The organism is Nonomuraea roseoviolacea subsp. carminata (genome assembly GCF_024172185.1).
Lineage (GTDB): Bacteria > Actinomycetota > Actinomycetes > Streptosporangiales > Streptosporangiaceae > Nonomuraea > Nonomuraea roseoviolacea.
This window is the reverse complement of the sequence record NZ_JAMZEC010000001.1, coordinates 6,411,881-6,436,226: the sequence shown is the minus strand read 5'-3', so window position 1 is coordinate 6,436,226 and position 24,346 is coordinate 6,411,881. Positions and strand designations below refer to the sequence as shown.

Genomic DNA, 24,346 nt, shown 5'->3' with positions numbered 1-24,346 from the left:
CACTCACAGTAACGGGCTGAGGACTCTCAGGTACGATGTGCCTGCCTCGCTCGTGGTCTTCCTCGTCGCGGTGCCCCTCTCCCTGGGCATCGCGATGGCCTCGGGTGCCCCCCTCGCCGCAGGACTCATAGCCGCCGTCGTGGGCGGTGTCGTGGCCGGAGCGCTCGGCGGCTCCGTCGTCCAGGTGAGCGGGCCCGCCGCCGGCCTCTCGCTGGTGGTGGCGGACCTCGTCCAGACGTACGGCTGGCGGGCGACCTGCATGATCACGCTGCTGGCCGGGGCGGTCCAGCTCGTGCTGGGCCTGCTGCGGGCGGCCCGGGCGGCGCTGGCCGTCTCCCCCGCCGTGATCCACGGCATGCTGGCGGGCGTCGGCGTGGTGATCGCGCTGTCCCAGCTGCACATCGTGCTCGGCGGCAGCCCCCAGCGCTCGGCCCTGGCCAACCTCATGGAGCTGCCGGCCCAGGTGGCCGCGATGCACGGCCACACCGTGGCGGTCGGGCTGCTCACGATCGCGGTCCTCGCGCTGTGGACGCGGCTGCCGAAGCAGATCAAGGTGGTGCCCGCGCCGCTCGCGGCGCTGCTCGTGGCCGCGCTCGTCGCGTGGGCGTTCCAGTGGGACGTCACCCGGGTCGACCTGTCGGGCAGCTTCGGCACGTGGGCGTTCCCGGTGCTGCCGCAGGGCGACTGGCACGAGATCGTGGCGGCCGTGCTGCTGGTGGCGCTGCTCGCGGGAGTCGAGTCGCTGCTGTGCTCGGTGGCGGTCGACGGCATGCACGCCGGGCCGCGCGCCGACCTCGACCAGGAGCTGACCGGCCAGGGCGCGGCCAACATGGTCTCCGGCGCGCTCGGCGGCCTGCCGGTGGCCGGGGTGATCGTGCGCAGCACCGCGAACGTCCAGGCGGGCGCCCGCAGCCGCACGTCGACGGTGCTGCACGGGGTGTGGGTGCTGATGTTCGCGCTGGGGTTCGGCTGGACGATCCAGCTCATCCCCATGGAGGCGCTGGCGGCGCTGCTGGTGTTCATCGGCGTGCAGATGGTCAACCTCGGCCACGTCCGCAAAGTCCACGGCCACGGCGAGGTGCCGGTCTACGTCGCGACCATGCTCGCGGTCGTCGTGCTCGGCCTGGCCGAGGGCGTGGTGGCGGGCCTGGCGCTGGCCGCCGTGATGGCGCTGCGGCGGCTGACGTGGGTGACGGTCAAGACGCACGAGCCGGTGGACGGTGGCCGGTGGCACGTGTCGATCAGCGGGTCGCTGACGTTCCTGGGGGTGCCGCGGCTGACCCACGAGCTGCGCGCCATCCCGCCGCGCTCGGCCGTGGACCTCGACCTCAACATCGATTTCATGGACAACGCCGCCTTCGAGGCCATCCACTCCTGGCGGCTCAACCACGAGCGGTCCGGTGGCACGGTGGACATCGACGAGTTGCACGACGAGTGGTACGCGCTGGCCGCGAGCGGCGCCCGTACCTATCAGGCCAAGAAGCCGCCCCGGGCGCCCGACCGGTGGTGGCTGCCGTGGGCGCACCGGCACCACCGGCCCGTCCGGCCCTCGGCCGAGCCGTCGTCGGAGCCGCCGGTGGGGCCGCCCGACCGGCCCGAGTGCCGGCTGACGGCGGGCGCCCGGGAGTTCCACCGGCGTACGGCGCCCTTGGTGCGGCCCATCCTCACCGAGCTGGCCCACAAGCAGCAGCCGTCGCACCTGTTCATCACGTGCGCCGACTCCCGGGTGGTGCCGAGCCTGATCACGGCGAGCGGGCCGGGCGACCTGTTCACGGTCCGCAACATCGGCAACCTGGTGCCCCGCCGGGGCGCCGAGCCGCACGACGACTCGGTGGTGGCGGCCATCGAGTACGCCACGCAGGTGCTGGGCGTCCACACGATCACCGTGTGCGGGCACTCGGGCTGCGGGGCCATGGCCGGGCTGCTGAGCGGCGGGGTGAAGGCCGGCAGCCTGCCGGGGATGCGGCGCTGGCTGCGGCACGGACACCACAGCCTGGCCAGGTTCATCGAGAGCGCCGACGGGCCGCTCGACTCGCGGGCGCTCGACCAGCTCTGCCGGATCAACGTGCAGCAGCAGCTCGAGAACCTCCGCACCCACCGCAAGGTGGACGAGCAGGTACGGGCGGGGCGGCTGGAGCTGGTCGGGCTGTACTTCGACATCGGCTCGGCCCGGGTCCAGATGCTCCCGCCGCTGCCGTCCACGGTGTCGGTGAAGATCTGACCCGTCACCTGGCGTGGCGCCGGTGCTCACCGCTCTCGGCGACCGGGAGAGTCTCGCCGACCGGGAGGGTCTCGGCGGCCGGGAGGGTCTCGGCGGCCGGGAGGGGTGGGGGCGGCTCCTGCGCCCCTCGCCGCGCATAGAGGGCGGCCCAGGCGTCGTCGCCCATGCGCAGGACCTTGACCCCGAGCGTGCCGAGCCCGGCGACGGGGATGGCCCAGAGCACGACCGTGAGCGGGCCGTAGTCGACCGCGAACCCGCCTCCGTAGCCGACGACGACCGTCACGGGCACCCACCAGCCGGAGAACCCGGACCGCCACACGGCGACGGTCAGCAGCGGCAGGCCGATGAGGCCGAGCGGCACCCACGGCATCTGGAACCCGATGATCACACCCGGGAGGTCGAGCATCTCGTCGAGGATCTTCTGCGCCTGCTCCGGCGGGTGGTGCCGGCCGAGCCACCACTCGACGGGGTCCATCATCAGCAGGGCCGACAGGTTGAGGTAGCCGATGACCGTCATGGCGCCGGCGACGTGCCCGAGCCGGGTCGCCCGCTGCCTGGTGAGGTGGACGAGGCCGATGGCGGCCACGCCCATGAGCATCCAGCTCCAGTGGTAGAGGGCGGACTCGGTCTGGGCGAGGGCGGGGTTGGAGCCGTAGCTGACCGCCTCACGGTCGTCGCCCCAGGTGCCGGGGTCGACGATGACCGCCACCGCCTGGAGCAGGGGGGCGGCGATGAGCAGGGTGCCCGCCGCGAGGCGGCGGAAGGTGACGTGGTCGTTCAACACGCCGCCGACGGTAGGCGGCGAGGGCCTGCCGCGTCGTCCACCGGCCGAGTGACGACCCCTCAGCCTGGCGACGGAGCCGACGGCGCTCACGACGGGATTCGCCTCCGCACCCGGTGCCCCGGCAGGACCGCCCCTCTACCCGAGCCTCCCTCCCGCCCCATCTACCCGAGCCCCCACCTACCCAGGGCCCCCACCTGCCCGGAGCCGCCCCCTACGCCGGAGCCCCCCGGCCCCGGAGCCGCCGCCCTCGCGAAACCGTCGCCATCAGAGGCGACACCTTCGGCAGGGGCGGCGAGCCTCCACCAGGGCAGCAACCTCCGTCAGGGGGGCGGCCTCGCCCTGGGGGCGGCTTCGCCCAGGGGGCGGCGGCTTCGCCGAGGGGGCGGCGGCTTCGGCCGGGGCAAGGGGGCGGTGCGTCCGCGGACCGGTCAGCGGTGCAGCTCCCGGAACAACGTGATCCACTGATCCGGATGGACGAAGGCGACGACCGTGTCAGGAGCGATGCCCGCGACACGGAAGGCCCGAGAGACATGTCGGTAATGCCGCTCAAGCGAGGCGCGCAACGACCCACCGACCCCGGTGAAGCCCAGCTCCACCAGATCCCGATAGGCCGCCTCATCCCCGACCAGCGGGTCCGGCCGCCGCTCGATGCGCAGGATGGCCGAGTCGACGGAGGGCACCGGCCGGAAGCTGGTCCGTTCGACGTGACCGAGCAGCTCCCAGGTGAACCACGGCCAGCTGAGCACCGTGACCAGGCTCCAGCGGCCGTAGTCGCCCGAGCGCTTGCGCGCGTACTCGAGCTGGGTGAGGAGGGTCGCGGAGGTGAGGTGCTCGGCCGTCAGGCACCAGTCCACGATCTTCGAGGTGATCGAGTACGGGATGTTGCCGACGACCGCGAACGGCTCCTCCGGCGGCCGGGCCGCGGTGAAGTCGCCCTTCACGATCTCGATGCCCGCGATGTCCCGGGTTCTGGCCCGCAGCTTGGCCGCGAGCAGCGGGTCGAGCTCGTAGCCGACGACGCGGGCGCCGGCCGAGGCCAGCGCCATGGTCAGGACGCCCTCGCCGGAGCCGGGTTCGAGGATGAGCCCGGCCGGCTCGGCCGCCTTGACGATCTGCTCGAGAGCATGCCGATCGACCAGGAAGTTCTGGGAGAGCTCGCGTCGCGCCCGATCTCTGGGCGTGCGACCGCCGCCCTTCTTCTGGGCGGTCTTCTTCTGGGTGTGGGAATAGTCGCCGAAGGCGAAAGACTGCGCCACAGCAGTTGCCCTTCTGGGTCTTCGAGAGAAAAGGGATCTCGAAGGGCCCCGGGCACGCCGGAGGCGATGAGGAAATCGCTCCTAGCGGGCCTGGGCCCGGCCGGAGCGGATGCGAATGAAGCAGATGCAGAAGCCTGTCATGCGCGAGACCTTAGGGAACGTCCCGTCCCGGCGCAACGCGTTTTCCCCGACGTACCGGCTGCCGACGATCGCGACGCTCACGGATGCCAGAGGGTGGTCTCGCCATGCCAGGCGTTACCGGGCGACGCCGCTGAGCATGATCCGCAGGCCAGGGCTGCACCACACCCGTGTCCTGGACGAGAAGAACAGATCCCCATCAGCCCAGGTCGGCGTCGTGGACCAGGATGGCTGCCTGGACCCGGTTGGCAAGGCCCAGCTTGGCCAGCACCCGGCTGACATGAGCCTTCACGGTCGCCTCGGTCAGCTTGAGCTCGCGGCCGATCTCGGCGTTGGACAGGCCGCGGGCCACGGCCCTGATCACGTCTTCCTCGCGGGCCGTCAGCGTCGCGAGCCGGCCGCGCGCGGCCTCCGCCCGGGAAGGTGTTCTGTCGGCGAACGAGCTGATCACTCGTTTGGTGACCGTGGGCGACAGCATGGCGTGCCCGGCCGCGACCGTGCGCACGGCGGCGGCCAGGTCACGCGGCGGCGTGTCCTTCAACAGGAACCCGACGGCGCCCACCCGCAGCGCCTCGTGAACGTACTCGTCCAGGTCGAACGTGGTCAGCATGATCAGCTTCGGCGCCCGCGGCCCCGCCATCAGACGCGCACCGGCGGTCAACCCGTCGGTTCCCGGCATGCGGACGTCCATCAGCACGACGTCGGGCCTGAGCCGGGCGGCGGCGGACACGGCCTCGTCGCCGGCCCGAGCCTCACCCACGACCGCCATGTCGCCCGCCGCCTCCAGGATCATCCGCAACCCGGACCTGACGAGTTCCTCGTCGTCGACCACCAGAACACGGATCATGGAGCCGGTATCCGCGCCAGCACCCGAAACCCCGCCTCGCCGCACAAGCCGCCCCCGACCTCCGAACCCTTCCGGCCACTCACCGCGACCCGAGTGTCGGCATCCTCGTCACACCTCGACCCGTCCTTGACCCGTTCTGCGACATGAGGACCGGCCACCAGGCAGCCCCCGGCCAGCTCCACCCGCTCCCTCAACCCGACCAGCCCCCACCCGGACCCCGGCAACCCGTCCCCGGCACCCGGACGCCTCTCCTGCGACACCCCGCCATCCGGACGCCCGCGGCCGGACGTGGACGGTGCCGTGTTGCGCACCACCACCTCAAGATCCGCAGGCAGATAGCGGACGAACACGTCGATCCTGGTGTCGCCCGCATGCTTGTGGGCGTTGGTCAGAGCCTCCTGGATGACGCGGTACGCGGTGCGTTCGACCGTGGACGTCAGCGGACGGGCCTCCCCCTCGTCATGGCGGCTGACCACGACGCCCAGCGCACGCGACTCGTCGAGCAGCCGGTCGAGGTCGGCGAGCGTCGGTTGTGGATGGAGTTCTGCACCGCCCGTCAGTTGATCCCGCCCTACGAGATCGGTGAACGCGGGCCGAGGGTCCGGTACGCCATCGACCGGCACGAACGCATCGCCACTCACCCCATCACCGGACGCGACCCGCAACCCTGTGGCCGGACCCGATGCCGCCACCCCCTCGGATGACGCGACACCGTCCTCTCGTGACGTAGCCGTACACCCAGATGACGCGGCATCGTCCTCTGGTGACGCCGGAACTTCGACCTCACATGAGACACCGCCCGCTGAGCGCAGCACCCCGAGGACCTCGCGCAGGTCGGTCAGCGCGTCGCGGCCGACACGGCCGATGAGGGCCGCCGCCTCGGCCGTGGGCTCGTCCGGAGCGCGCAGCTCCAGCGCCCCCGCATGGAGCACCATCAGCGACACCCGGTGCGCGACCACGTCATGCATCTCCCGCGCGATGCGCGCGCGTTCCTGCGCCCGGGCCTGGTCGGCGCGCAGCCCTTGCTCCCGGCGAAGGTGCGCCGCTTGCTCGCGCATCGCGTCGATCACCTGCCTGCGCGCCCGCGTCCACAGGCCGGTTATCAGGGGAAGGCCCAGCAGCGCGCCGCCCATGACCACCATGTTGGGCAGGGTGCCCGCGACCAGCATGCGGTGGCCGCCACTGAAATGGGAGACGACGCCGCCCGCGGCCAGGACGGCGACCGCTCCCCCGCAGTACAACCACAGGGCGCGTCCGCGCAGCCGTGTGCCCGCGTAGTAGGACGCCGCGGCGGCGGCCGGCCACATCACCAGCCACACGTAGAGCAGTGCGCCCACGAGGGCGAGCGGCCACAACCGACGCCCACCCATGTGACGCGAAAGCTCCGCACCTGAGCGACGCGACGACTCCCCACTCATGTGGCGCCACGGCTTCCCACTCATGTGGCGCCACGGCTTCCCACTCATGTGGCGCCACAGCCTGCGACCTATGTGGTGCCATGGCTTGGCGCCCGTATCGCGCGACGTCCGCCCGTCAGCCTGCCAGGACACCGGCTCGTCCGCGTGCGGCGACACCCGCTCCCCCAGGGCCGCGAACACCGCGACCGCGCCCGAGGTGGCGGCCATCGCCGCGAGCAGCGGCCAGGGCAGCCCCGAGGCGACGCCCACACTGCCCGTCGCCGAGGCCATGGACAGCGCGGACACCACCGCACCGAGCGCCCACGGCATGATGCGCTCGATAACGCTTCCGTCGCCGTACGTCATGGCCCGAGGTTATCGGGGGTCCGGCCGGACGACCCCCTACGAAAGTCGAACGTGCTCCGTCTCTTTCGCCGGATACGCTGCCGCCCGGTGCTCCATGAAGCTGGGCGGCATGAAGAAGAACGCCGTCGCGGGCCTTCTGCTCGCGCTCACCTGCATCGGCACCTCGACACTCATGGGCGCCGCCCCGGCCACCGCGTCCGCTTCACCCCGTTCGAACGGATCCGTGCCCGCCGCCCTGACACACCCGGGCGGCGACCTGGCTCCTCAGGCCGGGCAGGCGGCGGCCGAGTCGCGTCCCCATGCGCACAGCGCGGCCACCGTCACGCCCGCCCTTCCCCGCCCGACCGGTCCGCACCCGGTCGGACGCTCGACTCTCCACCTGGTCGACTCCAGCCGCCCGGACCCCTGGGTGCCCGACCGCAAGGCGCGGGAGCTGATGGTGTCCGTCTGGTATCCGGCGCGCAAGGCGACCGGCCGCCCCGCCCCGTACGTCACGCCTCAGGAGTCGGAGCTGATCCTGCGCGGCGTTCCGCAGTTGACGGACCTGCCGCCGGACACGCTGGCGAAGACCAGGACGTACGCCACGACCGACGCGCCCGCGCTCGGCCGGAAGGGCGGCAGGCCGCTGGTGGTGATGTCCCCCGGCATGTCGCTGCCGCGGGCGACGTTGACCTCGCTGGCCGAGGAGTTCGCGAGCAGGGGCTATGTGGTCGCCGGCATCGGGCACACGTACGAGGCCGTGGCCACCTCGTTCCCGGACGGCAGGACGGCGACGTTCGAGGCCGGCAGGGGCGGGCAGACGCCCGAGCTGGGCGAGAAGGTGGCGCGGGTCCGCGCGGCCGACACGGAGTTCGTGCTGGACCGGCTGGTGAAGGCCGGGCGCTGGAACCGCCTCATCGACGAACGCAGGATCGCGATGGTCGGTCACTCGGTCGGCGGGCAGAGCGCCGCCCATCTCCTGCCCGTGAGCCGGCGCGTCCGGGCCGCGGTCAACCTGGACGGCTCGTACAACCCGAGGACCCCCGCCCAGGACATCGGCAAGCCGTTCATGATGATCGGCAACCCGCGGCAGCAGCCGGGCACGAGCGGCGAGCAGGGCTCGTGGGACGCGTTCTGGACGCATCTGACCGGCGACTGGAAGCGCTGGCTGACGGTCACGGGGGCCGAGCACATGAGCTTCGTGGACTACGCGGTGCTGCAGCCACAGCTCGGGCTGCCCGCGTCCCCGATCGACGGAGAGCGCTCGTTGCGGATCACCCGCGCCTACGTCACGGCCTTCCTGGACACGCACCTGCGCGGCGAACGCCGCCCTCTCCTGGACGGTCCCTCGGCCGAATATCCGGAGGTGAAGTTCTGGGGTCCGTGAGCCTGTCCCTCGGCCCGGTCGCATGGTGACGAGTCCAAGGCGCCGGCGGAGCGACCCTGGTCAAGCGCAGTGGCCCCGACGCCGCCCATCTGCCGCACGGCCGCTCCACCTTCATCCGTGGAGCGCGCCCGCCCGCTGCCGGTGCCGGGGCGCCCGGCTCCCGCGGGCCGCTGCCGGCGCGGCAGCGTCGCGGTGGCGTCGCGGTGGCGTCGCGGTGGCGTCGCGGTGGCGACCAGGAGCGCAGTGGCCTCGGCAACGGTCAGCGGGGGGCGTCGGAGAGTCAGGCGCCGGGGGTTCAGTTGCGGTAGCGGTAGAGGATGCGGCCGCGGTTCAGGTCGTACGGGCTGAGCTCCACCAGCACCCGGTCGAACGGGAGGATCTTGATGTAGTTCTTACGGATCTTCCCGCTGATGTGGGCCAGCACCTTGTGCCCGTTCTCCAGCTCCACCCTGAAGGTGGCGTTGCGCAGGCACTCGGTGACGGTGCCTTCGACTTCGATGCCGCCTGCTGATCTAGCCATGGTGTTCACTTCCTTCCAGCACCAGTTCCAGATTGCTGCCCGTACGGCGGGCACCTATGGCCTCGAACAGTGCCATGGCCGCCGTGTTGGACTCGTTCACCTCGGCCGACGCCGCCTCGATCCCGCGGCGGTGCAGGTCGTCGAGCACCCGGGCGAGCAGCGCCCGCCCGATCCCGCGGCGCCGGTGGCCGGACCGTACGGCGACCAGCCCGATCCGGGGCTGTCTGGTGACCGCGGCCAGCCGGACGTATCCCACGTATTCGCCGGCCTCCGCCGCCACCGTGTACCTCGACAGGTCCGGCGCGGCCGGGCGGGGCAGCACCTCGGCCGGCATCTCGCGCCAGCCGACAGCGGCCTCGACCTCGTCGCGGATCACCCGGTCCAGCACCCGCAGCGGGTCCTCCTCCGCCGGGCCGATCGTCACCCCCGGCGGCGGGAGCGCCGGGCCGAGCCCCGTGAGGGCCGGGTCGGTCGGCACGAGGCACTCCCACTCGCGCCGCCGCGCCGTGAACCCGGCCCGTTCCCAGTGGGAGATCAGGTCGAGGTCGTCCTCGCCGACCAGCGTGTGCAGCGGCCTCGGCAGCTCGGCCAGCATGGCGCCGGCGAGCCGGTCGAAGACGGCGCAGTGCCAGGCGTCGACGCTGACGAACATCCGCCCGTCGGGCCTGCCTGAGAGGTCGCCGCGGCCGACCACCTGGTCGTCCTCCACGGCGTGCCATGAGCCGTCGGCGACGCGTTCGATCGTCACGGCCTGCCCGTCGGTACGGGCGGTGAGATGCGCAGATTCCATGAGGTGTCACCTTCCGGGATAGCCCTGTTGCGGCGCTCCCGGGCGACACCTACGTCGAATCGCCTTACCGTGACGACGAGGGGAGCACCCACATCGATACAACGTTCATGGGTCTCACCTCCTCGCGTGTTTGTCACGGTTCGCGGAAACATATCAGCGGACACACGATCACGTCCAACGGGTTTCCGGCCCGGTGCCGAGCCGGCGGGTGTCAGCCCGGCACCGTCCGGTTTCAGCCCTGCGGCTCCTCCGCCGGGCAGCGGGCGCCGCGTGCGGGCACGGTCAGCGAGATCAGGTAGTCGTCCATCGCTTCCGTGGTGCACCGCGTCATGCCATAGATGCCGTGGCCCCAGCCCTCGTACGTGAGCAGCCTGGCCTTGGCGCCGAGCTGGCGCGCCACGTTGGCCGACCACTCGTACGGCGTGTCCGGGTCGTGCATGGAGGTGCCCACCAGCAGCGGCGTGCTCCCCCTGTACCGCAGCCGGTGCTGCGGGTTGTTGACCGGGACCTGGCTGCCCTGGCAGAGCGGCATGTCGCCCATCGGCATCGGGTTGTAGCGCAGGTCGGGCGCCACCGCGTTGGAGGCGCGCATCACGTCGGCGTACTCGGCGTAGTCGCGCAGCGACAGGTTCCAGTCCTGGCAGAGGATCGCGGTCGGCAGTTCGGCGAACTCACCGTTCACCGGTCCGTTGCCGGGCGGGTTGCCCATGTCGTCCGGCACGGGCCCGCCGTCCAGGGCGAGCAGCACCTTGGCCTCCTGCCGCCAGGCCGGAGCCTCGTTGAGCACCACGCCCAGCCACAGCAGGTTGTGCGCGCTCACCGGGCGGTCGGTGAAGCCCGGCCAGTAGAGCTCGCCGCGGTCCGCCTTCTCCAGCAGCTTCTTCCACAGCGCCCTGACGTCGCGGCCGTGCAGGACGCAGTCGGTGTCCCGCTCGCACCAGGCGGCGAACTCGTCGAAGCTGTCCTAGACGGTGGCCGCCTCGGTCACCTGGAAGCCCTTGACGTTCAGGCTGTGGTCCATGTTGCTGTCCAGCACCATGGCCCGGATCCGGTTCGGGTACATCTCGGCGTACATCTGCTGGGCCAGCGTGCCGTACGACACGCCGTAGGAGGTCAGCTTGGCCTCGCCCAGCGCGGCCCGGATGGCGTCCATGTCCCGCGCCACGTTGACCGAGTCGAGGTGGTCGTACAGCGGACCGGTCTGCTTGCGGCAGTCGGCGTGCAGCTTCGCGTCGAAGGCCACCCACTTGTCGTAGTCGGCCTGGCTGCTCATCACCGGGTACGGCATCTCGTTGTACACCGACGCCGTACACGTGGTCGAGCCGCTGCGGGCCACGCCCCGGGGGTCGAAGCTGACGATGTCGAACCGCCGCTGAACGTCCTCACTGAAACCGGACGGCCGCAGGATGTCGTTCACGCCGGAGTTGCCGGGCCCGCGTCGCTAACATCATGAGGGCTGTAGCGAGTATGGGTATCTTTCGTCGCATAAGGCCTCAATCGTAGATCGACTGGCCATACCGCGCGTCGCTCGCCGAACTGAGAACCCAAGGGATGAGAGTGACGAGCCGGCCTGTAGGCCGGGTTCTGTCCTTCGTTGCCGAAGGGGCGACCATCCATCTAGGGCCGCCGTTGCCGGCGGCCTCAAGCGGTCTACCCGCGCGGCTCGGGCGGGCAGCCCTCGAACGCCGCGCGCGGGACGCTCCGAGGAGCGTCCCTTCTTGACCTTGCTCCGGGTGGGGTTTACCGAGCCGCCCACGTCACCGTGGGCGCTGGTGGTCTCTTACACCACCGTTTCACCCTCACCTCCCGCGGACGGGAGGCGGTCTGTTCTCTGTGGCACTGTCCCGCGGGTCACCCCGGGTCGGCGTTACCGACCACCCTGCCCTGTGGAGCCCGGACCTTCCTCGGCGAGCCCCGCGAAGGGCTCGACGCGGTCGCCCGGCCGGCTCGTCTGCCTGTGACCCTACCAAAACGCCCGGCATCCCAAGGCACAAGTGTGTTCGGGGCGTTGCCTCTGCCCCTGGGGCAGTCACCATACTGGCCTCGTGTCCGATTTGATGACTACTGGGGAGTTTTCCGCGCGCTCGAACCTGACGGTCAAGGCGCTCCGGCTCTACGACGCCAAAGGTCTGCTGCCGCCCGCCGAGGTCGATCCGCACACCGGTTTCCGCCGCTACGGTCGCCCGCAGCTCGCGCTGGCCAGGCGCATCACGTTGCTGCGGGCCATCGGCATGCCGCTGGCGGAGGTGAGCCGGGTGCTGCGGCTGACGGGGCCGGACGCGGCGCATGCCGTGGCGGAGTTCTGGGGGCGACGCGAGGCCGAGTGGCGGGCGCAGCAGTCCGTCCTGGCCTACATCCGGGACGTCTTCCTGGAGGACGGCGCGAGCACGTACGAGGTCCGCGAGCGCGACGTCCCCGAGCAGCGCGTCATCTCCATCCAGGGCCACGTGGACGCCGCCTCGCTGGCCGGCTTCATCACCGAGGCCTCGGCCGCGTTGTTCGGCCACCTCTCGGCGTTCGCCGGCTGCCTGTCCGGGCCACCGTTCGCCGTCTTCCACGGCACCGTCAGCCAGGACTCCGACGGACCGGTCGAGGTCTGCGTGCCCACCGACAGCCCGATCGAGCCCGCCGGCCGCATCGGGCTGCGGCTGGAGCCGGCCCATCGCGAGGCGTACGTCATGGTCGCCAAGCAACGATGCGGCCTTCCCGCGATCCTGCCCGCCTACGACGCGCTGCAGGTCTGGCTCGACGACCACGACGTGACGCCGTGCCTGTCGGCGCGCGAGATCTACCACCCCACCTGGGACACGGCCGGTCCGGAGGAGCATGTGGCCGACGTCGCCTTCCCGTTCATCCCCGACCGTTCGGTGCGGTCTCGGCCAGCGCGAGGAGCCGGGTGACGGTGTTCCAGTTGCGCATCGTGGCCGCGCCGTCGTCGGCCTTCGCGACCGCGGCGAGCAGCCTGGAGTTTCGCATGCCGTCCGGCAGCCAGAAGAAGGACTCGCGCTCGCCGAAGTGGAAGCGTTCCGGCTCGAAGTCGGCACGGGCGAAGGGCGGCGGCGGAGCCGGGGCGGCGCGGAAGGACACGAGGTACCGCGTGCCGTCGGTCGCCACGTCGCCGAACGGGTCGGACTCGACGACGGCGCGCAACTCGCCGGCCGTCCGCAGCACGCAGGCGATCGGGAAGCCGGCTCCGTCCGCCAGCCGGGCCTCGATCAGCGGGCCCAGGCTGGAGAGCGGTTCGTCGCTGTCGAAGACGACGTTGCCGCTCTGCAGGAAGGTCCTGACCCGGGCGCAGCCCAGCTCGTCCAGCCAGCCTCGCAGGTCGGCCATGGCCACCCGCCGCCGCGATCCGAGATTGATTCCGCGCAGCAGCGCGACAGTGGTCGGCACGGCTCCATCCTGCCCTGACGGCCGGTTCAGCGAAGGTGCGCGGTGTCGTTGAACGACTTCACCACGCACCCGCCGTCGGCGTAGTGCTCGACCAGCGACAGGCAGGCGACGTCGAGGTGCATCCGGTACAGGGCCGCCGGCGGGGCCATCAGGGCGAGCCGCAGCACCGTCTTGATGGGCGTCACGTGCGAGACGACCAGCACCGTACGGCCCTCGTAGCGTTCGAGCAGCCGGTCGGACGCGCGCTGCACCCGCTCGGCCACCTCGGTGAAGCTCTCTCCGCCCGGCGGCGCCGCGTCGGAGTCGGCCAGCCACCGGGTCAGCTCCTCCGGCCACCGGCGCTGGACCTCGGTGAACGTGTGCCCCTCCCACGCCCCGAAGTCGGTCTCCCGGAGGTCGTCGTCCACCTCGACGGACAACCCGGTCTTCTCGGCGACCGCCTGCGCGGTGCGGCGGGCGCGCGCGAGCGGGGAGCTCACGATGGCGTCCAGCCGGTACGGCGGGCGGGACAGCCGCTCCGCGGCGGCCTCGGCCTGGGCCAGGCCGTGGGGCGTCAGCTCGGGGTCGCCGAGCCCGGAGAAGCGGCGTTCGACCGAGAGCGGGGTCTCGCCGTGGCGCAGGAGCAGCAGGGAGGTCGCGACCCGGGTGGGCGGCGCCCAGCCGGTGCCCACGCCCTCGGGGCGGCCGCCCCGGCGTTGCTGCTCGGCGGCGACGGACGCCGTGGGGGCGGCGAGGTCGAGGAGGTCCGTCTGGTCCCCGGAACGAGCGGCGGTCCGCGCCGCGCCACCTCCGGACACGACATCAGGCGACGCCGCGCCACCACCGGACACGACACCAGGCGACGCCGCGCCACCACCGGACACGACACCAGGCGACGCCGCGCCACCACCGGACACGACGCCAGGCGACGCCGCGCCACCACCGGACACGACGCCAGGCGACGCCGCGCCGCCACCGGACGCGTCAGCCGGGGCGGCGGAGCGGGTCCAGGTGAGGCCCTTGGCGGCGGCGTCCATGGCCTCGTTGGCCAGGCGGTCGGCGTGGGTGTTGCTGGCGCGGGGGATCCACGTCCACTCGGTCACGCGCAGCCGCCGCGCCAGCCCGGCCGCCTCAAGGGCGAGCGGGCGCAGCCCCTCGTGCTTGATCTTCCACCGGCCGGCCATCTGCTCGACGACCAGCTTGGAGTCCATGCGCACCGCCACCGACGCCCCCTCGCCGCCCACGTCGAGGACGGCACGCAGACCGGCGATCAGCCCGCGGTACTCGGCGACGTTGTTGGTCGTGACGCCGATGGCCTCGGCCGCCTCCGCCAGCACCTGGCCGTCGGAGGCGTCGCGGACCACGGCGCCGTAACCGGCCGGCCCCGGGTTGCCGCGCGAGCCGCCGTCGGCCTCGATGACGTACGACGTCACAGGCCCGACTCTGCGGTGCGGACGAGGATGCGGCGGCACTCGTCGCAGCGCAGCACGTCGTCGTGGGGGGCGGCCTTGATGCGGTTCATCTCGGCGATGGACAGCGCGACCTTGCAGCCCTGGCAGCGGCCGCCGCGCAGCATGGCCGCGCCGACGCCGTACTGCTCGCGCAGCTTCTCGTAGAGGCCGAGCAGGTCGGCCGGGATGTCGCCGGCCACGGCGGAGCGGCGGCCCGCGGTCTCGCCCGCCTCCTTGTCGATCTCGACGAGGGCGGCGTCGCGGCGGTCCTCGGCGGCGCCGCGGGCCGCGGCCACCTCGTCGAGCTTGCCGCGCAGGTCGGCGACCTTGCTGTCGGCGGCCTCCCGCCGTTCCATGATCTCCAGCACCACCTCTTCGAGGTCGCCCTGGCGGCGGTGCAGCGAGGCGATCTCGGACTGGAGGCTCGCGAGGTCCTTCGGCGAGGTCACGGCGCCGGAGTCGAGCCGCTTCTGGTCGCGCTCGGCGCGGGCGCGCACGGTGTCGACGTCACCCTCGGCCTTGGCCTGCTCGCGGGCGAGGTCGCCGGCCTCGGTCTCGGCCTCGATCACCTCGGTGGCGAGCTTGGCGTAGCGCTTGGACTGCTCGTCGATCTCGGCCAGCTCGGGCAGCGTGCGGCGACGGTGGGCGAGCCGGTCGGCGACGGAGTCGAGCTCGGCCAGGTCGAGGAGTCGCTTCTGGGCGTCAGGGGCTGCTTTCATGATCAATATCCTCTTGTCCAAGCATCGGTGACCGTGGCGGAGACGCGCGTCTCAACGTTAACGCCACCGCCGCGCAGGATGGACGCGGCGCCGTCCAGCCACGGCCACTCGGTGGCCCAGTGGGCGGCGTCGATGAGCGCGGGGCCGCCCGCCTCGGCGAACTCGCTGGCCGGGTGGTGCCGCAGGTCGGCGGTGAGGAACGCGTCGACGCCGGCCGCGCGGGCCGTCTCCAGCAGCGAGTCGCCCGCTCCCCCGCTGACCGCCACGCGGGCGACGCGGCGCGACGGGTCGCCCGCCACCCGGATGCCCCACGAGGTCTTCGGCAGCCCCTCGGCCACCGCGACCGCGAACTCCTCCAGCGTCACCGGCTCCGGCAGCTCCCCGACGCGTCCGAGGCCGCGCCACGGGTCGTCCGGGAACGGCCGCAGCGGCACGAGGTCGCCCACGAGCCCGACGGCGCGGGCCAGCGCGTCGGAGACGCCGGGATTGGCGACGTCGGCGTTGGTGTGGGCGGTGTAGAGGGCGATGTCGTGCTTGATCAGGGTGTGGACGATGCGGCCCTTGGGCGTGTCGGCGGCGACCGTGGTGGTGCCGCGCAGGTAGAGCGGGTGGTGGACGACGATCAGGTCGGCTCCCCACTCGACGGCCTCGTCGAGCACGGCCCTGACCGGGTCGACCGCGAACAGCACCCGTCCGACCGGCTGGGCGGGGTCTCCGCAGACCAGGCCCACCGCGTCCCACGACTCGGCCCGGGCGGGCGGGTAGGCCGCCTCGAGCACCCCGATCACCTCTGCCAGCGTCACTGCAGCCACCTCGGCAGACTATCGGGAACGGAGGGTGTCCCGTTCCTTGCCGCGGTGCCCTCGCGGGGGCGTCGCGCGATCGTCGCGCGGGGGCGGTCGCCCGCGTGCGGAGCGTCGTCCGGGCTGTCCTACGGCATGGCCCCGGCGTACCGTAAGTGCGTCCTGACATCCGTCGAGGAGGCATGGATGGCACCCAGGGTCGCGATCATCGGGGCGGGGTTCGGCGGGCTGTGCATGGCGATCCGGCTGGAACGGGCCGGCATCACGACGTACACCGTGTTCGAGAAGGCGGGCGACCTCGGCGGGACCTGGCGCGACAACACCTATCCGGGCGCGGGGTGCGACATCCCCTCGCACCTGTACTCGTACTCGTTCGAGAGGTACGGGAGCTGGACGCGCCGCTACCCCGGCCAACCCGAAATCCTCGCCTACTTACAGCATTGCGCCGATAAATACGGCGTCAGGCGGAAGATCCGCTTCAACACCGAAGTCGTGAGCGCCGCCTTCGACGGGAACCGCTGGCAGGTGACCGCCGCGACCGGTTCCGCCTCACCCTCGACCGAGGCGTTCGACGTGGTGGTGAGTGCGGTGGGCCAGCTCAACCGGCCCCACCTCCCCGACATCCCGGGAATGCCGGACTTCGCGGGCACATCGTTCCACTCCGCCCGCTGGGACCACGGCCACGACCTCACCAGCAGGCGGGTGGCCGTGATCGGCAACGGCTCGTCCGCCGCCCAGCTCATCCCGCACGTCGCCCGGGCCGCCGAGCGTCTGGAGGTCTTCCAGCGCACCCCGAACTGGGTGATCCCCAAGCCCGATGCCGTGTTCGGCCCGCGGGCGAGGCTCGCGTTCCGGTACCTGCCGGGCGTGCAGCGCGTCTACCGGGAGTGGATCTACCGGTACGCCGAGGCCGCCCTGTACCCGGCGCTCGCCCAGGGCTGGAGTGCCGACCTGTTGCGCAGACGCGCCCTCGGACACCTGCGCCGCCAGGTACCGGACCCCGGCCTGCGCGCCAAGCTCACCCCCGACTACCCGCCGGGCTGCAAGCGCGTCGTCATCGACAGCGCCTTCTATCCCGCCCTGACCAGGCCGAACGTGGACGTGGTGACGGAGAAGATCGTCCGGATCACGCCGGAGGGCGTCGAGACGGCCGAGGCTCTCCACCCGGCCGACACGATCGTCTACGCCACCGGCTTCCGGAGCACCGAGTTCCTCGCGCCGATGAGCGTCACCGGCCGCGACGGGCTCGACCTCGCGGAGCGGTGGAAGGCCGGCGCGGAGGCGTACTTGGGAATCTCGGTGCCGGGCTTCCCGAACCTGTTCCTGCTGTACGGGCCCAACACCAACCTCGGCCACAACTCGATCGTCTTCATGCTGGAATGCCAGGTGAACCATGTCATGGCCTGCCTGCCGCACCTGTCCGACCACGGGCCCATGGAGGTGCGGCCCGAGGCGATGGCCGCGTGGACACGGCGGCTCGGCGCCGCGATGGAGCCGATGGTGTGGCGGGACGGGTGCCGGAGCTGGTACAAGACGGCCGACGGGCGGATCACCAACAACTGGCCGGGCACGACCACCCTGTACCGCAGGCTGACGTCGCGGCCGCCGCGCGCCGCGTACCGTCACGTGTGAGCTCCGGCGTGGCCTCAGCCAAGCCCCTGGCGGTAGCGTCCCGGGCATGAGCAGCACATCCCTCCACCAGCGTTCCGTCGTCGCCGACGCCCACAACGACCTCCTCATGGCCGTCTCCGCCCGGCCGCCCGCGCGATGGGCCGCCTTCTTCCGCGAGCAGTGGCTGCCGCAGCTCCAGGAGGGCGGGGTCGGCCTCCAGGTGCTGCCGGTGTTCATCGACGACCAGTACCGGCCCGAGGGGGCGCTGCGGCAGACGCTGCGTATGATCGAGTGCGCGCACGTGATCGCCGAGGGCAACGCCGACCGGGTGGCGCTCTGCCTCACCTCACAGGACATCGACCAGGCGCTGGAGTCGGGCCGCATCGCCCTGATTCTGGCGCTGGAGAGCATGCCGGGGCTGGACGCGAGCGTGGAGCTCATCCCGACGGCGTACCGGCTGGGCGTGCGGATCGCCTCCATCGCCCACTTCGGCCGCACGCCGCTCGCCGACGGCAGCGCCGAGGATGCGACCGGCAGCGGGCTGACCTCGCACGGCGTCGCCGCGCTGCGGGAGATGGAACGGCTCGGCATGGTGTTCGACGTGTCGCATCTGGGCGCGTCCGGGGTGGCGCACGTGCTGGAGCTGGCCACCAGGCCGGTCATGGCGACGCACTCGTCGGCCCGCGCGCTGCGCGACCACCACCGCAACCTCACCGACGAGCAGCTCCGCGGCGTGGCGGCCACCGGCGGCGTCATCTGCGTGAACTTCTTCGCCCCCTTCCTCACCGAGGACGCCCGGTCCGCGACACTCGACCACGTGCTGGACCACATCGAACACGTGGTGGACGTGGCGGGCATCGACCACGTGGGGCTCGGCCCCGACTTCATCCGCGAGGTCATGACGGACCTGACCCCGCCGTGCTGCGAGGACGTCGAACCGGGAGACGTGGACGCGATGGCGGCCGTCCCCGGCCTTGAGGGGCCGAGAGGGCTCCCGATGGTGACCGAGGGCCTGCTGGGTCGCGGCCTGCCGGAGAAGGACGTCGCCAAGATCATCGGCGGCAACCTGCACCGCTTCCTCGGCGAGTTCCTCACCTGATCACGGAGAGGGCCGAGTCTTCCCGACGCCCGAGGCCGCCCTGACGAGAGACCCGGGCGCAGTCCGGCCCCCGGGCCGGATACGGGGCGGCCATGGGCCAGGCGCGCCCGGCGCAGGGGCCGGGTGCGGGCTTGTCATGGGCTGGGTTCGGGCTGATCAGAGGGCAGGTACGGGCGATATCGTGAGCGGATGGGGAGGATGACGAGAGCGGAGTCGCAGGTGCGCAACCGGGCGCGCATCCTGGCCGCGGCACACGACGAGTTCGCCGAGCGAGGCTTCCGCGACGTCAAGATCGACGACATAGCCGAGCGGGCGGGGCTCACCCGGGGCGCGGTCTACTCGAACTTCCCCGGCAAGCGAGCCCTGTTCTTCTCCGTCCTCGCCGACGCGTACGACGTGGGACGTGGCGGAGGGGTGCGGGGTGAGGAAGGCGCCGGACCGCTTCTCGACGAGGGACGTGACGGATGCCCGCAGGGTGAGGAAGGCGCCGGAGGGCTGGTCGGCGAGGGACGTGGCGGTTCACGTCCCGGTGCAGAGCCTCGCGGTGGAGACGTGGGGTGGGTGCTGGGGGCGGTCGCGCGGGCTTGGCTGGATGATCCCGTGCCGGCGGGCGCGATGGCCGTCTGGCGCGAAGTGGTGCCGCAGGTACAGGGCGAGGAGGGCAGCCGGCTGGCGTTCGCGGAGCTCATGACGTTGTACGCGACGCTCCTCGGGCTGGCCATGGAACGGCTCGACGGACATTCCGGGCGGCGGATGGTGCGGCCGGCGACCGCAGCGCTCACCCTCCTCCAGGGGGCGTCGCAGCGCGCCGCCCTCGCCGCCCACCCTGCCACTCGCTCGCGGACGGTGTCGGCCGCGCGTGAGGAAGAGGACGTGGTGCGAGCGTGTGAGCGGCTCGCGCGGCTCGATCCCGGACCTGCCCCGCTGTTCCCCGTCCTGACCCTGAAGCCGTACTCCGTCGACGCGCCCTGGGCGCCGCCCCCGGCCGTGGACGCGCTGCGCGGAGATCCTCTCACCCTCGACGGCGACGGGCTGGTGGTCTTCCTCGGATTGCGACGCCTGTCGGCCCTGGAGGACGTCGTACGGGCCGCGCCGGCCGCGATGCCCATCACCCTGGTCGCGGTGATGACCGATCCCGGCGAGCACGGGCCGCTGGCACGGTTCGCGCTGGCCCGGATGGGCGCACACCTGCGTGCCGCCGTGCCTGCGGGCGGGTGGCCGGACGTGCGGATCGTGTGCGACGAGAGCGGACGCGTGGCCGCGACCGCCGGACTGCCGTCCGTGGACGACATGACGGAGACCGCCGTACGGGTGTCGGGGGGTCGGTTGGTACGGCGGGCCGACGGTCGCGGGGCGGGGTACGCCCTCGCGTCCGAGCACGCGGAGTACGCCGACTCGTCCGGACCGACCCGGCACACCGATCCCCCCGAAGATGCCGGGGTTCCGGTGCCGGCTCGGCAGGCTGAGGCGCCGGCGAGGTCAGAACCCTCCGGGCCGAGCGGGCATACAAGACAGCCGGCCGTGAACCCCGTTGATCCGCGCGACAGCATGAGCGCTCCGGGGCCGAAGCGCGGGGATGAGCGGCGCAAGGGGGAAAGCGCGTGGCCATGAGCGAGGAGCCTTCGGAGAACAGGACAGAAGCCACCCGGCAGGCGCAGCCCCAGGTGGAAGCCATGCGGCGAGCCGAAGACGAAGCAAAGGCCACCCCGGGCGGAAGACGACGTGCAGGTCAGGCGATCAGAGGGAGACGGTGTGGAGCCCATGGGGCGGCGGACGGGCAAGGCAGTGGAGGATGCGCGGCGGGTGGCGGAGGAGGCGGCCCTGCGGACCGGGGTGACGATCCGCGAGTTGCACCGGATCCCTGAGTTCAAGGACGTTCACCGCCTGTTCGACGACATCTGGCACCCCGATCCGGCCAACGCCCCCGTGTCCGTCGAGCTGATGATCGGGTTCGCCCACACCGGCGGGTACGTGGCCGGGGCGTACGAGGGCGAGCGGCTGGTGGGCGCGTCCGTGGGGTTCCTGGCCGCCGGGGGCGCGCTGCACTCTCATGTGACCGGTGCCGCCATCGGGCGCGGGATCGGTTACGCGCTCAAGCTGCACCAGCGCGCCTGGTGCCTGGAGCACGACCTGACCCGCATCACCTGGACGTTCGACCCGCTGGTCCGCAGGAACGCGCGGTTCAACCTGGTGAAGCTCGGGGCGCGGCCGACCGGGTACGCCGAGAACTTCTACGGGGTCATGGCCGATGCCATCAACGAGGGCGACGAGTCCGACCGGTTGTTCATGGCGTGGCGGCTGGACGGGGAGCCGGAGCAGCCGCCGCCCCCGCCGTACACGGTGGCGCTGGGCGTGGCGGACGAGCGGCCGGTGAAGGGCCGCGCGGACGGGCCGGTGACGCTGGTGGCGACACCGCACGACATCGAGACGTTGCGGCGGCGCGATCCGGGAGCGGGCAAGGCGTGGCGGTTGGCGGTCCGGGAGGCGCTGGGCGGGCTGATGCGGCAGGGCGGCAGGGTGACGGGGTTCACGGATGCCGGCGAGTACGTCGTGGTGACTCGGCAGTCCGGATAGCCGCCAGTCGTCACCTCGCCACACTGGATCATGAGAGGCATCCCGGCTTACGGTGGCACCATGAGCAACATCCCCTCTGAAGCGCCTGTCACGCCCGTCGAAGCCTTCGATCCCCCCTACTACGTGGCGGTCTTCACGGCGGTGCGGACCCAGGAGCAGAGCGGCTACAGCGAGACCAACGCACGCATGGAAGACCTGGTGAAGAACATCCCCGGATATCTGGGGATGGACTACGCGCAGACTCCCGGCGGGCTGGCCATCACCGTCGGGTACTTCCGCGACGCCGACGCCCTCACGGAGTGGCGGTCCGACGCCGAGCACCGCGCGGCGCAGAAGCGCGGGCGGGCCGAGTGGTACGAGAGCTACACGCTGCACGTGGCGAAAGTGGAGCGGAGCCACGGGTTCAGGCGGGCGTAGGCGGTCATCCGCCGCGGGCCGTCATCGCGGGCTTCGCCTGCCGCTGCGAACCAGGAAATAAAAGCTATCTGCTGGTTTGAGGTTCCAAGCCGGGAGCCGAACAAGGAGATCCGCGATGACGGAGTTCACTCCGACCGTCCCCGCACGAGTCCTGCCGTCCGTCAGCGTCCGCGACCTGCCCGAGCCGCCCCGGTCCACCTGGCGCATCATCGGCCCGGGCCTGGTGGGAGCGGGCGTGGGGCTCGCCTCCGGCGAGTTCATCCTCTGGCCGTACATCGCCTCCCAGGTCGGGCTGGTGTTCATCTGGGGCGCGGCGATCGGCATCATCACGCAGTGGTTCCTCAACATGGAGATCGAGCGCTACACCCTGGCCACCGGTGAGACGGCGCTGACCGGGTTCAGCCGGTTGTGGCGGCACTGGGGCATCGTGTTCGTGCTGATGACGCTCGCCTCGAACCTGTGGCCGGGCTGGGTGACGACGTCGGCCACCATGGTCACGTACCTGACCGGCTCGGGGCAGGGCAGCGTGCGCTGGATCGCGATCGGCATGCTGCTGGTCATCGCGCTCGGGCTGACGCTGGCGCCGGTCATCTACGTCGCCCTGGAGCGGGTGATCTTCGTCAAGATCGCTCTCGTGACGATCCTCGTCGTGGTGGCGGTCGCGCTGGCGATCACCGCGCAGAGCTGGGTGGAGCTGGGCAAGGGGCTGACGGTGGGCGCCCGGATCCCGGTCCCGCCGCTGGACTTCGCGCTGCTCATGGGCGCCATCGCCTACGCGGGCGCGGGCGGCGGCCAGAACCTCTGCCAGAGCAACTGGATCCGCGACAAGGGCTTCGGCATGGGCGTGTACGTGCCGCGCCTGGTCAGCCCGGTCACCGGGCACGAGGAGGCGGCCTCCTCGACGGGCTTCCAGTTCGCGCCCACCAAGGCGAACCTGGCCCGGTGGCGGGCCTGGTGGCGCTTCGCGAACGTCGAGCAGGCCACGACGTTCGCGCTGGTGTCGTTCCTGACGATCGCGTTCATGTCGATGCTGGCGTACTCCACCGTGTTCGGAAAGCAGGGGCTGGCCAACAGCATCGGGTTCCTCAAGGTGGAGGGCGAGACGCTGAAGGACGTGGTGGGCCCGTGGTTCGGGGTCCTGTTCTGGGTGATCGGGGCGCTGGCGCTGTTCGCCTCGGCCATGGGCATCGTGGACTACACCTCGCGGCTGGCCTCCGACACGATCAAGACGGTCTACCTGCGGAACCGGCCCGTCTCGGTGAACCGGGTCTACTTCGCCGTGGTCTGGGCCATGACGCTGGTCGGCATCGCGGTCCTGCTGCTCGGCTTCGACCAGCCGCTGATCCTGCTCGTCCTGTCGGCGAGCTTCGCCGCCGTGATGATGTTCGTGTACTCGATCCTGCTCATCGTGCTGAACCGCCGGGCGCTGCCGTCCGCCATCAAGGTCCGCTCGTACCGGCTGGCCGCGCTGGTGTGGTCGATCGCGTTCTTCGGCACGCTGACCGTGCTCACCGTCGTCCAGCAGGCGCAGAAGCTGTTCGGGGGCTGAAGAGCGGAAGCGAGGAAAGCGGAAGCGACGCTTCCGCGATACCGGGCAGACTGGGCGCATGCTCGAGACGTCCGCGCGCCTGCTGAAGCTGCTGTCCCTCCTCCAGGCGCACCGGGAGTGGTCGGGCCCCGAGCTGGCCGGACGGCTCGGGGTCTCCACCCGGACGATCCGCAGCGACGTCGAGCGCCTGCGCAGTCTCGGCTACCCCGTCCACGCCACCCCTGGCGTCGCGGGCGGCTACCGGCTCGGGGCGGGCGCCGCGCTGCCGCCGCTGCTGCTGGACGACGAGGAGGCCGTCGCCGTGGCGGTGGGGCTGGGCCGGGCCGCGGGCGGCGGCGTCGAGGGCATCGAGGAGACGTCGGTACGGGCCCTGGCCAAGCTGGAGCAGGTGCTGCCCGCGCGGCTGCGGCACCGGGTGAGCGCCCTCAACGCGTACACGGTGCAGATCCCCGGCCGGGCTCCCTCGGTGGCGCCGGAGGTGCTGACGACGATCGCCAACGCCGCCCGCGACCGGCACCGGCTGCGCTTCGACTACACCGGCCACGAGGGCGAGTCGACGGTGCGGGACGTGGAGCCGTACCGGCTGGTCCATCGGCGCGGCCGGTGGTACCTGCTGGCCTACGACGTCGAGCGGGGCGGCTGGCGGACGTTCCGGGTGGACCGGGTGCGCCCGCGCGTCCCGGAGGGGCCGCGGTTCGCGCCGCGCGAGTTGCCCGGCGACGGCGACGTGGCGCAGTACGTGGAGAAGGGCGTCAACACCGCGATGTGGAGGTACCGGGCGACGGTGCTGCTGCACGCGCCCGCCGACCGGATGGGACACCTGCCGGACGGGCTGGAGCCGGAGCCGGTGGACGACACGACCTGCCTGCTGCGGATCGGTGGTGACGACCTGGACGGGCTGGCGGCGTGGATGGGGTTCCTGCGCGTGGACTTCGAGGTGCTGGACCCGCCGGAGCTGGCGCAGGCGGTGGCGGAGCTGGGCGAGCGCTACCGGCGGGCCACCATCGGCAGCGCTCGGCGGGCGACCGCCGCCGGCCCGCCCGGGTCGTGAACGCCGTCATCGCCG

Annotated in this window: 22 protein-coding genes and 1 other RNA gene; 10 read left to right on the top strand and 13 right to left on the bottom strand. The window is 72.0% G+C overall.

What is annotated here, in order from left to right; translation table 11 throughout:
* Positions 1-37: 37 nt before the first annotated feature.
* A complete protein-coding gene (locus HD595_RS29775; RefSeq protein WP_420540723.1) occupies positions 38-2,221 on the top strand; it encodes a SulP family inorganic anion transporter in 2,184 nt (727 codons plus the stop codon).
* Positions 2,222-2,225: 4 nt separating this feature from the next.
* On the opposite strand, the gene HD595_RS29770 is transcribed toward HD595_RS29775, so the two are convergent.
* The 4 genes from HD595_RS29770 to HD595_RS29755 all read right to left on the bottom strand — a co-directional run bounded on the left by HD595_RS29770 (position 2,226) and on the right by HD595_RS29755 (position 7,009).
* A complete protein-coding gene (locus HD595_RS29770; RefSeq protein ID WP_253774750.1) occupies positions 2,226-3,005 on the bottom strand; it encodes a hypothetical protein in 780 nt (259 codons plus the stop codon).
* A gap of 428 nt (positions 3,006-3,433) precedes the next feature.
* A complete protein-coding gene (erm, locus tag HD595_RS29765; RefSeq protein ID WP_420540763.1) occupies positions 3,434-4,144 on the bottom strand; it encodes a 23S ribosomal RNA methyltransferase Erm in 711 nt (236 codons plus the stop codon).
* 454 nt (positions 4,145-4,598) lie between these two features.
* Positions 4,599-5,246, bottom strand: a complete 648-nt coding sequence (locus HD595_RS29760) for a response regulator (protein ID WP_253774746.1) — start codon at positions 5,244-5,246, stop codon at positions 4,599-4,601.
* Positions 5,243-7,009 (bottom strand): sensor histidine kinase, encoded by a 1,767-nt coding sequence (locus HD595_RS29755; protein ID WP_253774744.1) that lies wholly within the window; start codon positions 7,007-7,009, stop codon positions 5,243-5,245. Before HD595_RS29755 ends, HD595_RS29760 begins: the two co-directional genes overlap by 4 nt.
* Before the next feature lie 109 nt (positions 7,010-7,118).
* Between HD595_RS29755 and HD595_RS29750 the strand changes: the two genes are divergently transcribed.
* The gene (locus HD595_RS29750; RefSeq protein ID WP_253774742.1) at positions 7,119-8,375 is read left to right on the top strand and encodes an alpha/beta hydrolase family protein; all 1,257 of its coding nucleotides are present in this window, start codon (positions 7,119-7,121) and stop codon (positions 8,373-8,375) included.
* 295 nt (positions 8,376-8,670) lie between these two features.
* On the opposite strand, the gene infA is transcribed toward HD595_RS29750, so the two are convergent.
* The 5 genes from infA to rnpB form a co-directional block, all read right to left on the bottom strand.
* Positions 8,671-8,895, bottom strand: a complete 225-nt coding sequence (infA, locus tag HD595_RS29745; protein ID WP_253774740.1) for a translation initiation factor IF-1 — start codon at positions 8,893-8,895, stop codon at positions 8,671-8,673.
* The gene (locus HD595_RS29740) at positions 8,888-9,685 is read right to left on the bottom strand and encodes a GNAT family N-acetyltransferase (RefSeq protein WP_253774738.1); all 798 of its coding nucleotides are present in this window, start codon (positions 9,683-9,685) and stop codon (positions 8,888-8,890) included. Before HD595_RS29740 ends, infA begins: the two co-directional genes overlap by 8 nt.
* 232 nt (positions 9,686-9,917) lie before the next feature.
* Positions 9,918-10,505 carry an alpha/beta hydrolase gene (locus tag HD595_RS46895; protein ID WP_253774736.1) on the bottom strand — a complete coding sequence of 196 codons (588 nt, stop codon included), beginning with the start codon at positions 10,503-10,505 and terminating at the stop codon, positions 9,918-9,920.
* A gap of 144 nt (positions 10,506-10,649) precedes the next feature.
* Positions 10,650-11,102 (bottom strand): alpha/beta fold hydrolase, encoded by a 453-nt coding sequence (locus HD595_RS29730; protein WP_253774735.1) that lies wholly within the window; start codon positions 11,100-11,102, stop codon positions 10,650-10,652.
* 140 nt (positions 11,103-11,242) lie between these two features.
* An RNA gene (rnpB, locus tag HD595_RS29725) (RNase P RNA component class A) lies at positions 11,243-11,635 on the bottom strand.
* Positions 11,636-11,730: 95 nt separating this feature from the next.
* Here rnpB and HD595_RS29720 point away from each other — a divergent pair.
* Entirely contained in the window at positions 11,731-12,585 is an 855-nt protein-coding gene (locus HD595_RS29720) for a MerR family transcriptional regulator (protein WP_253774734.1), read from the top strand.
* On the opposite strand, the gene HD595_RS29715 is transcribed toward HD595_RS29720, so the two are convergent.
* Genes HD595_RS29715 through HD595_RS29700 form a run of 4 tightly spaced genes read right to left on the bottom strand, consistent with a single transcriptional unit; the run spans position 12,536 to position 16,030 of the window.
* Complete coding sequence (locus HD595_RS29715; RefSeq protein WP_253774733.1) at positions 12,536-13,078, bottom strand: DUF1697 domain-containing protein; 543 nt, start codon at positions 13,076-13,078, stop codon at positions 12,536-12,538. The two genes, HD595_RS29720 and HD595_RS29715, sit on opposite strands and share 50 nt — an antisense overlap.
* 26 nt (positions 13,079-13,104) lie before the next feature.
* On the bottom strand, positions 13,105-14,490 hold the full coding sequence (locus tag HD595_RS29710) for a bifunctional RNase H/acid phosphatase (protein WP_253774732.1): 1,386 nt from the start codon (positions 14,488-14,490) through the stop codon (positions 13,105-13,107).
* On the bottom strand, positions 14,487-15,227 hold the full coding sequence (locus HD595_RS29705) for a zinc ribbon domain-containing protein (RefSeq protein ID WP_253774730.1): 741 nt from the start codon (positions 15,225-15,227) through the stop codon (positions 14,487-14,489). The genes HD595_RS29710 and HD595_RS29705 overlap by 4 nt, the downstream gene beginning before the upstream one ends.
* 2 nt (positions 15,228-15,229) lie before the next feature.
* Positions 15,230-16,030, bottom strand: a complete 801-nt coding sequence (locus tag HD595_RS29700; RefSeq protein WP_253774728.1) for a Nif3-like dinuclear metal center hexameric protein — start codon at positions 16,028-16,030, stop codon at positions 15,230-15,232.
* 186 nt (positions 16,031-16,216) lie between these two features.
* On the opposite strand from HD595_RS29700, the gene HD595_RS29695 reads away from it, so the two are divergent.
* The 7 genes from HD595_RS29695 (at position 16,217) to HD595_RS29665 (ending at position 24,331) form a co-directional block, all read left to right on the top strand.
* Positions 16,217-17,662 carry a flavin-containing monooxygenase gene (locus HD595_RS29695; protein ID WP_253774726.1) on the top strand — a complete coding sequence of 482 codons (1,446 nt, stop codon included), beginning with the start codon at positions 16,217-16,219 and terminating at the stop codon, positions 17,660-17,662.
* 46 nt (positions 17,663-17,708) lie between these two features.
* Complete coding sequence (locus tag HD595_RS29690) at positions 17,709-18,740, top strand: dipeptidase (RefSeq protein ID WP_253774724.1); 1,032 nt, start codon at positions 17,709-17,711, stop codon at positions 18,738-18,740.
* 198 nt (positions 18,741-18,938) lie between these two features.
* Positions 18,939-20,351 carry a TetR/AcrR family transcriptional regulator gene (locus tag HD595_RS47290; RefSeq protein ID WP_420540722.1) on the top strand — a complete coding sequence of 471 codons (1,413 nt, stop codon included), beginning with the start codon at positions 18,939-18,941 and terminating at the stop codon, positions 20,349-20,351.
* 150 nt (positions 20,352-20,501) lie between these two features.
* Complete coding sequence (locus HD595_RS29680; RefSeq protein ID WP_253781359.1) at positions 20,502-21,314, top strand: GNAT family N-acetyltransferase; 813 nt, start codon at positions 20,502-20,504, stop codon at positions 21,312-21,314.
* 60 nt (positions 21,315-21,374) lie between these two features.
* Entirely contained in the window at positions 21,375-21,731 is a 357-nt protein-coding gene (locus HD595_RS29675) for an antibiotic biosynthesis monooxygenase family protein (RefSeq protein WP_253774722.1), read from the top strand.
* A gap of 115 nt (positions 21,732-21,846) precedes the next feature.
* Positions 21,847-23,280 carry an Nramp family divalent metal transporter gene (locus tag HD595_RS29670; RefSeq protein WP_253774720.1) on the top strand — a complete coding sequence of 478 codons (1,434 nt, stop codon included), beginning with the start codon at positions 21,847-21,849 and terminating at the stop codon, positions 23,278-23,280.
* 58 nt (positions 23,281-23,338) lie between these two features.
* The gene (locus tag HD595_RS29665) at positions 23,339-24,331 is read left to right on the top strand and encodes a helix-turn-helix transcriptional regulator (protein WP_253774718.1); all 993 of its coding nucleotides are present in this window, start codon (positions 23,339-23,341) and stop codon (positions 24,329-24,331) included.
* Positions 24,332-24,346 lie beyond the last annotated feature (15 nt).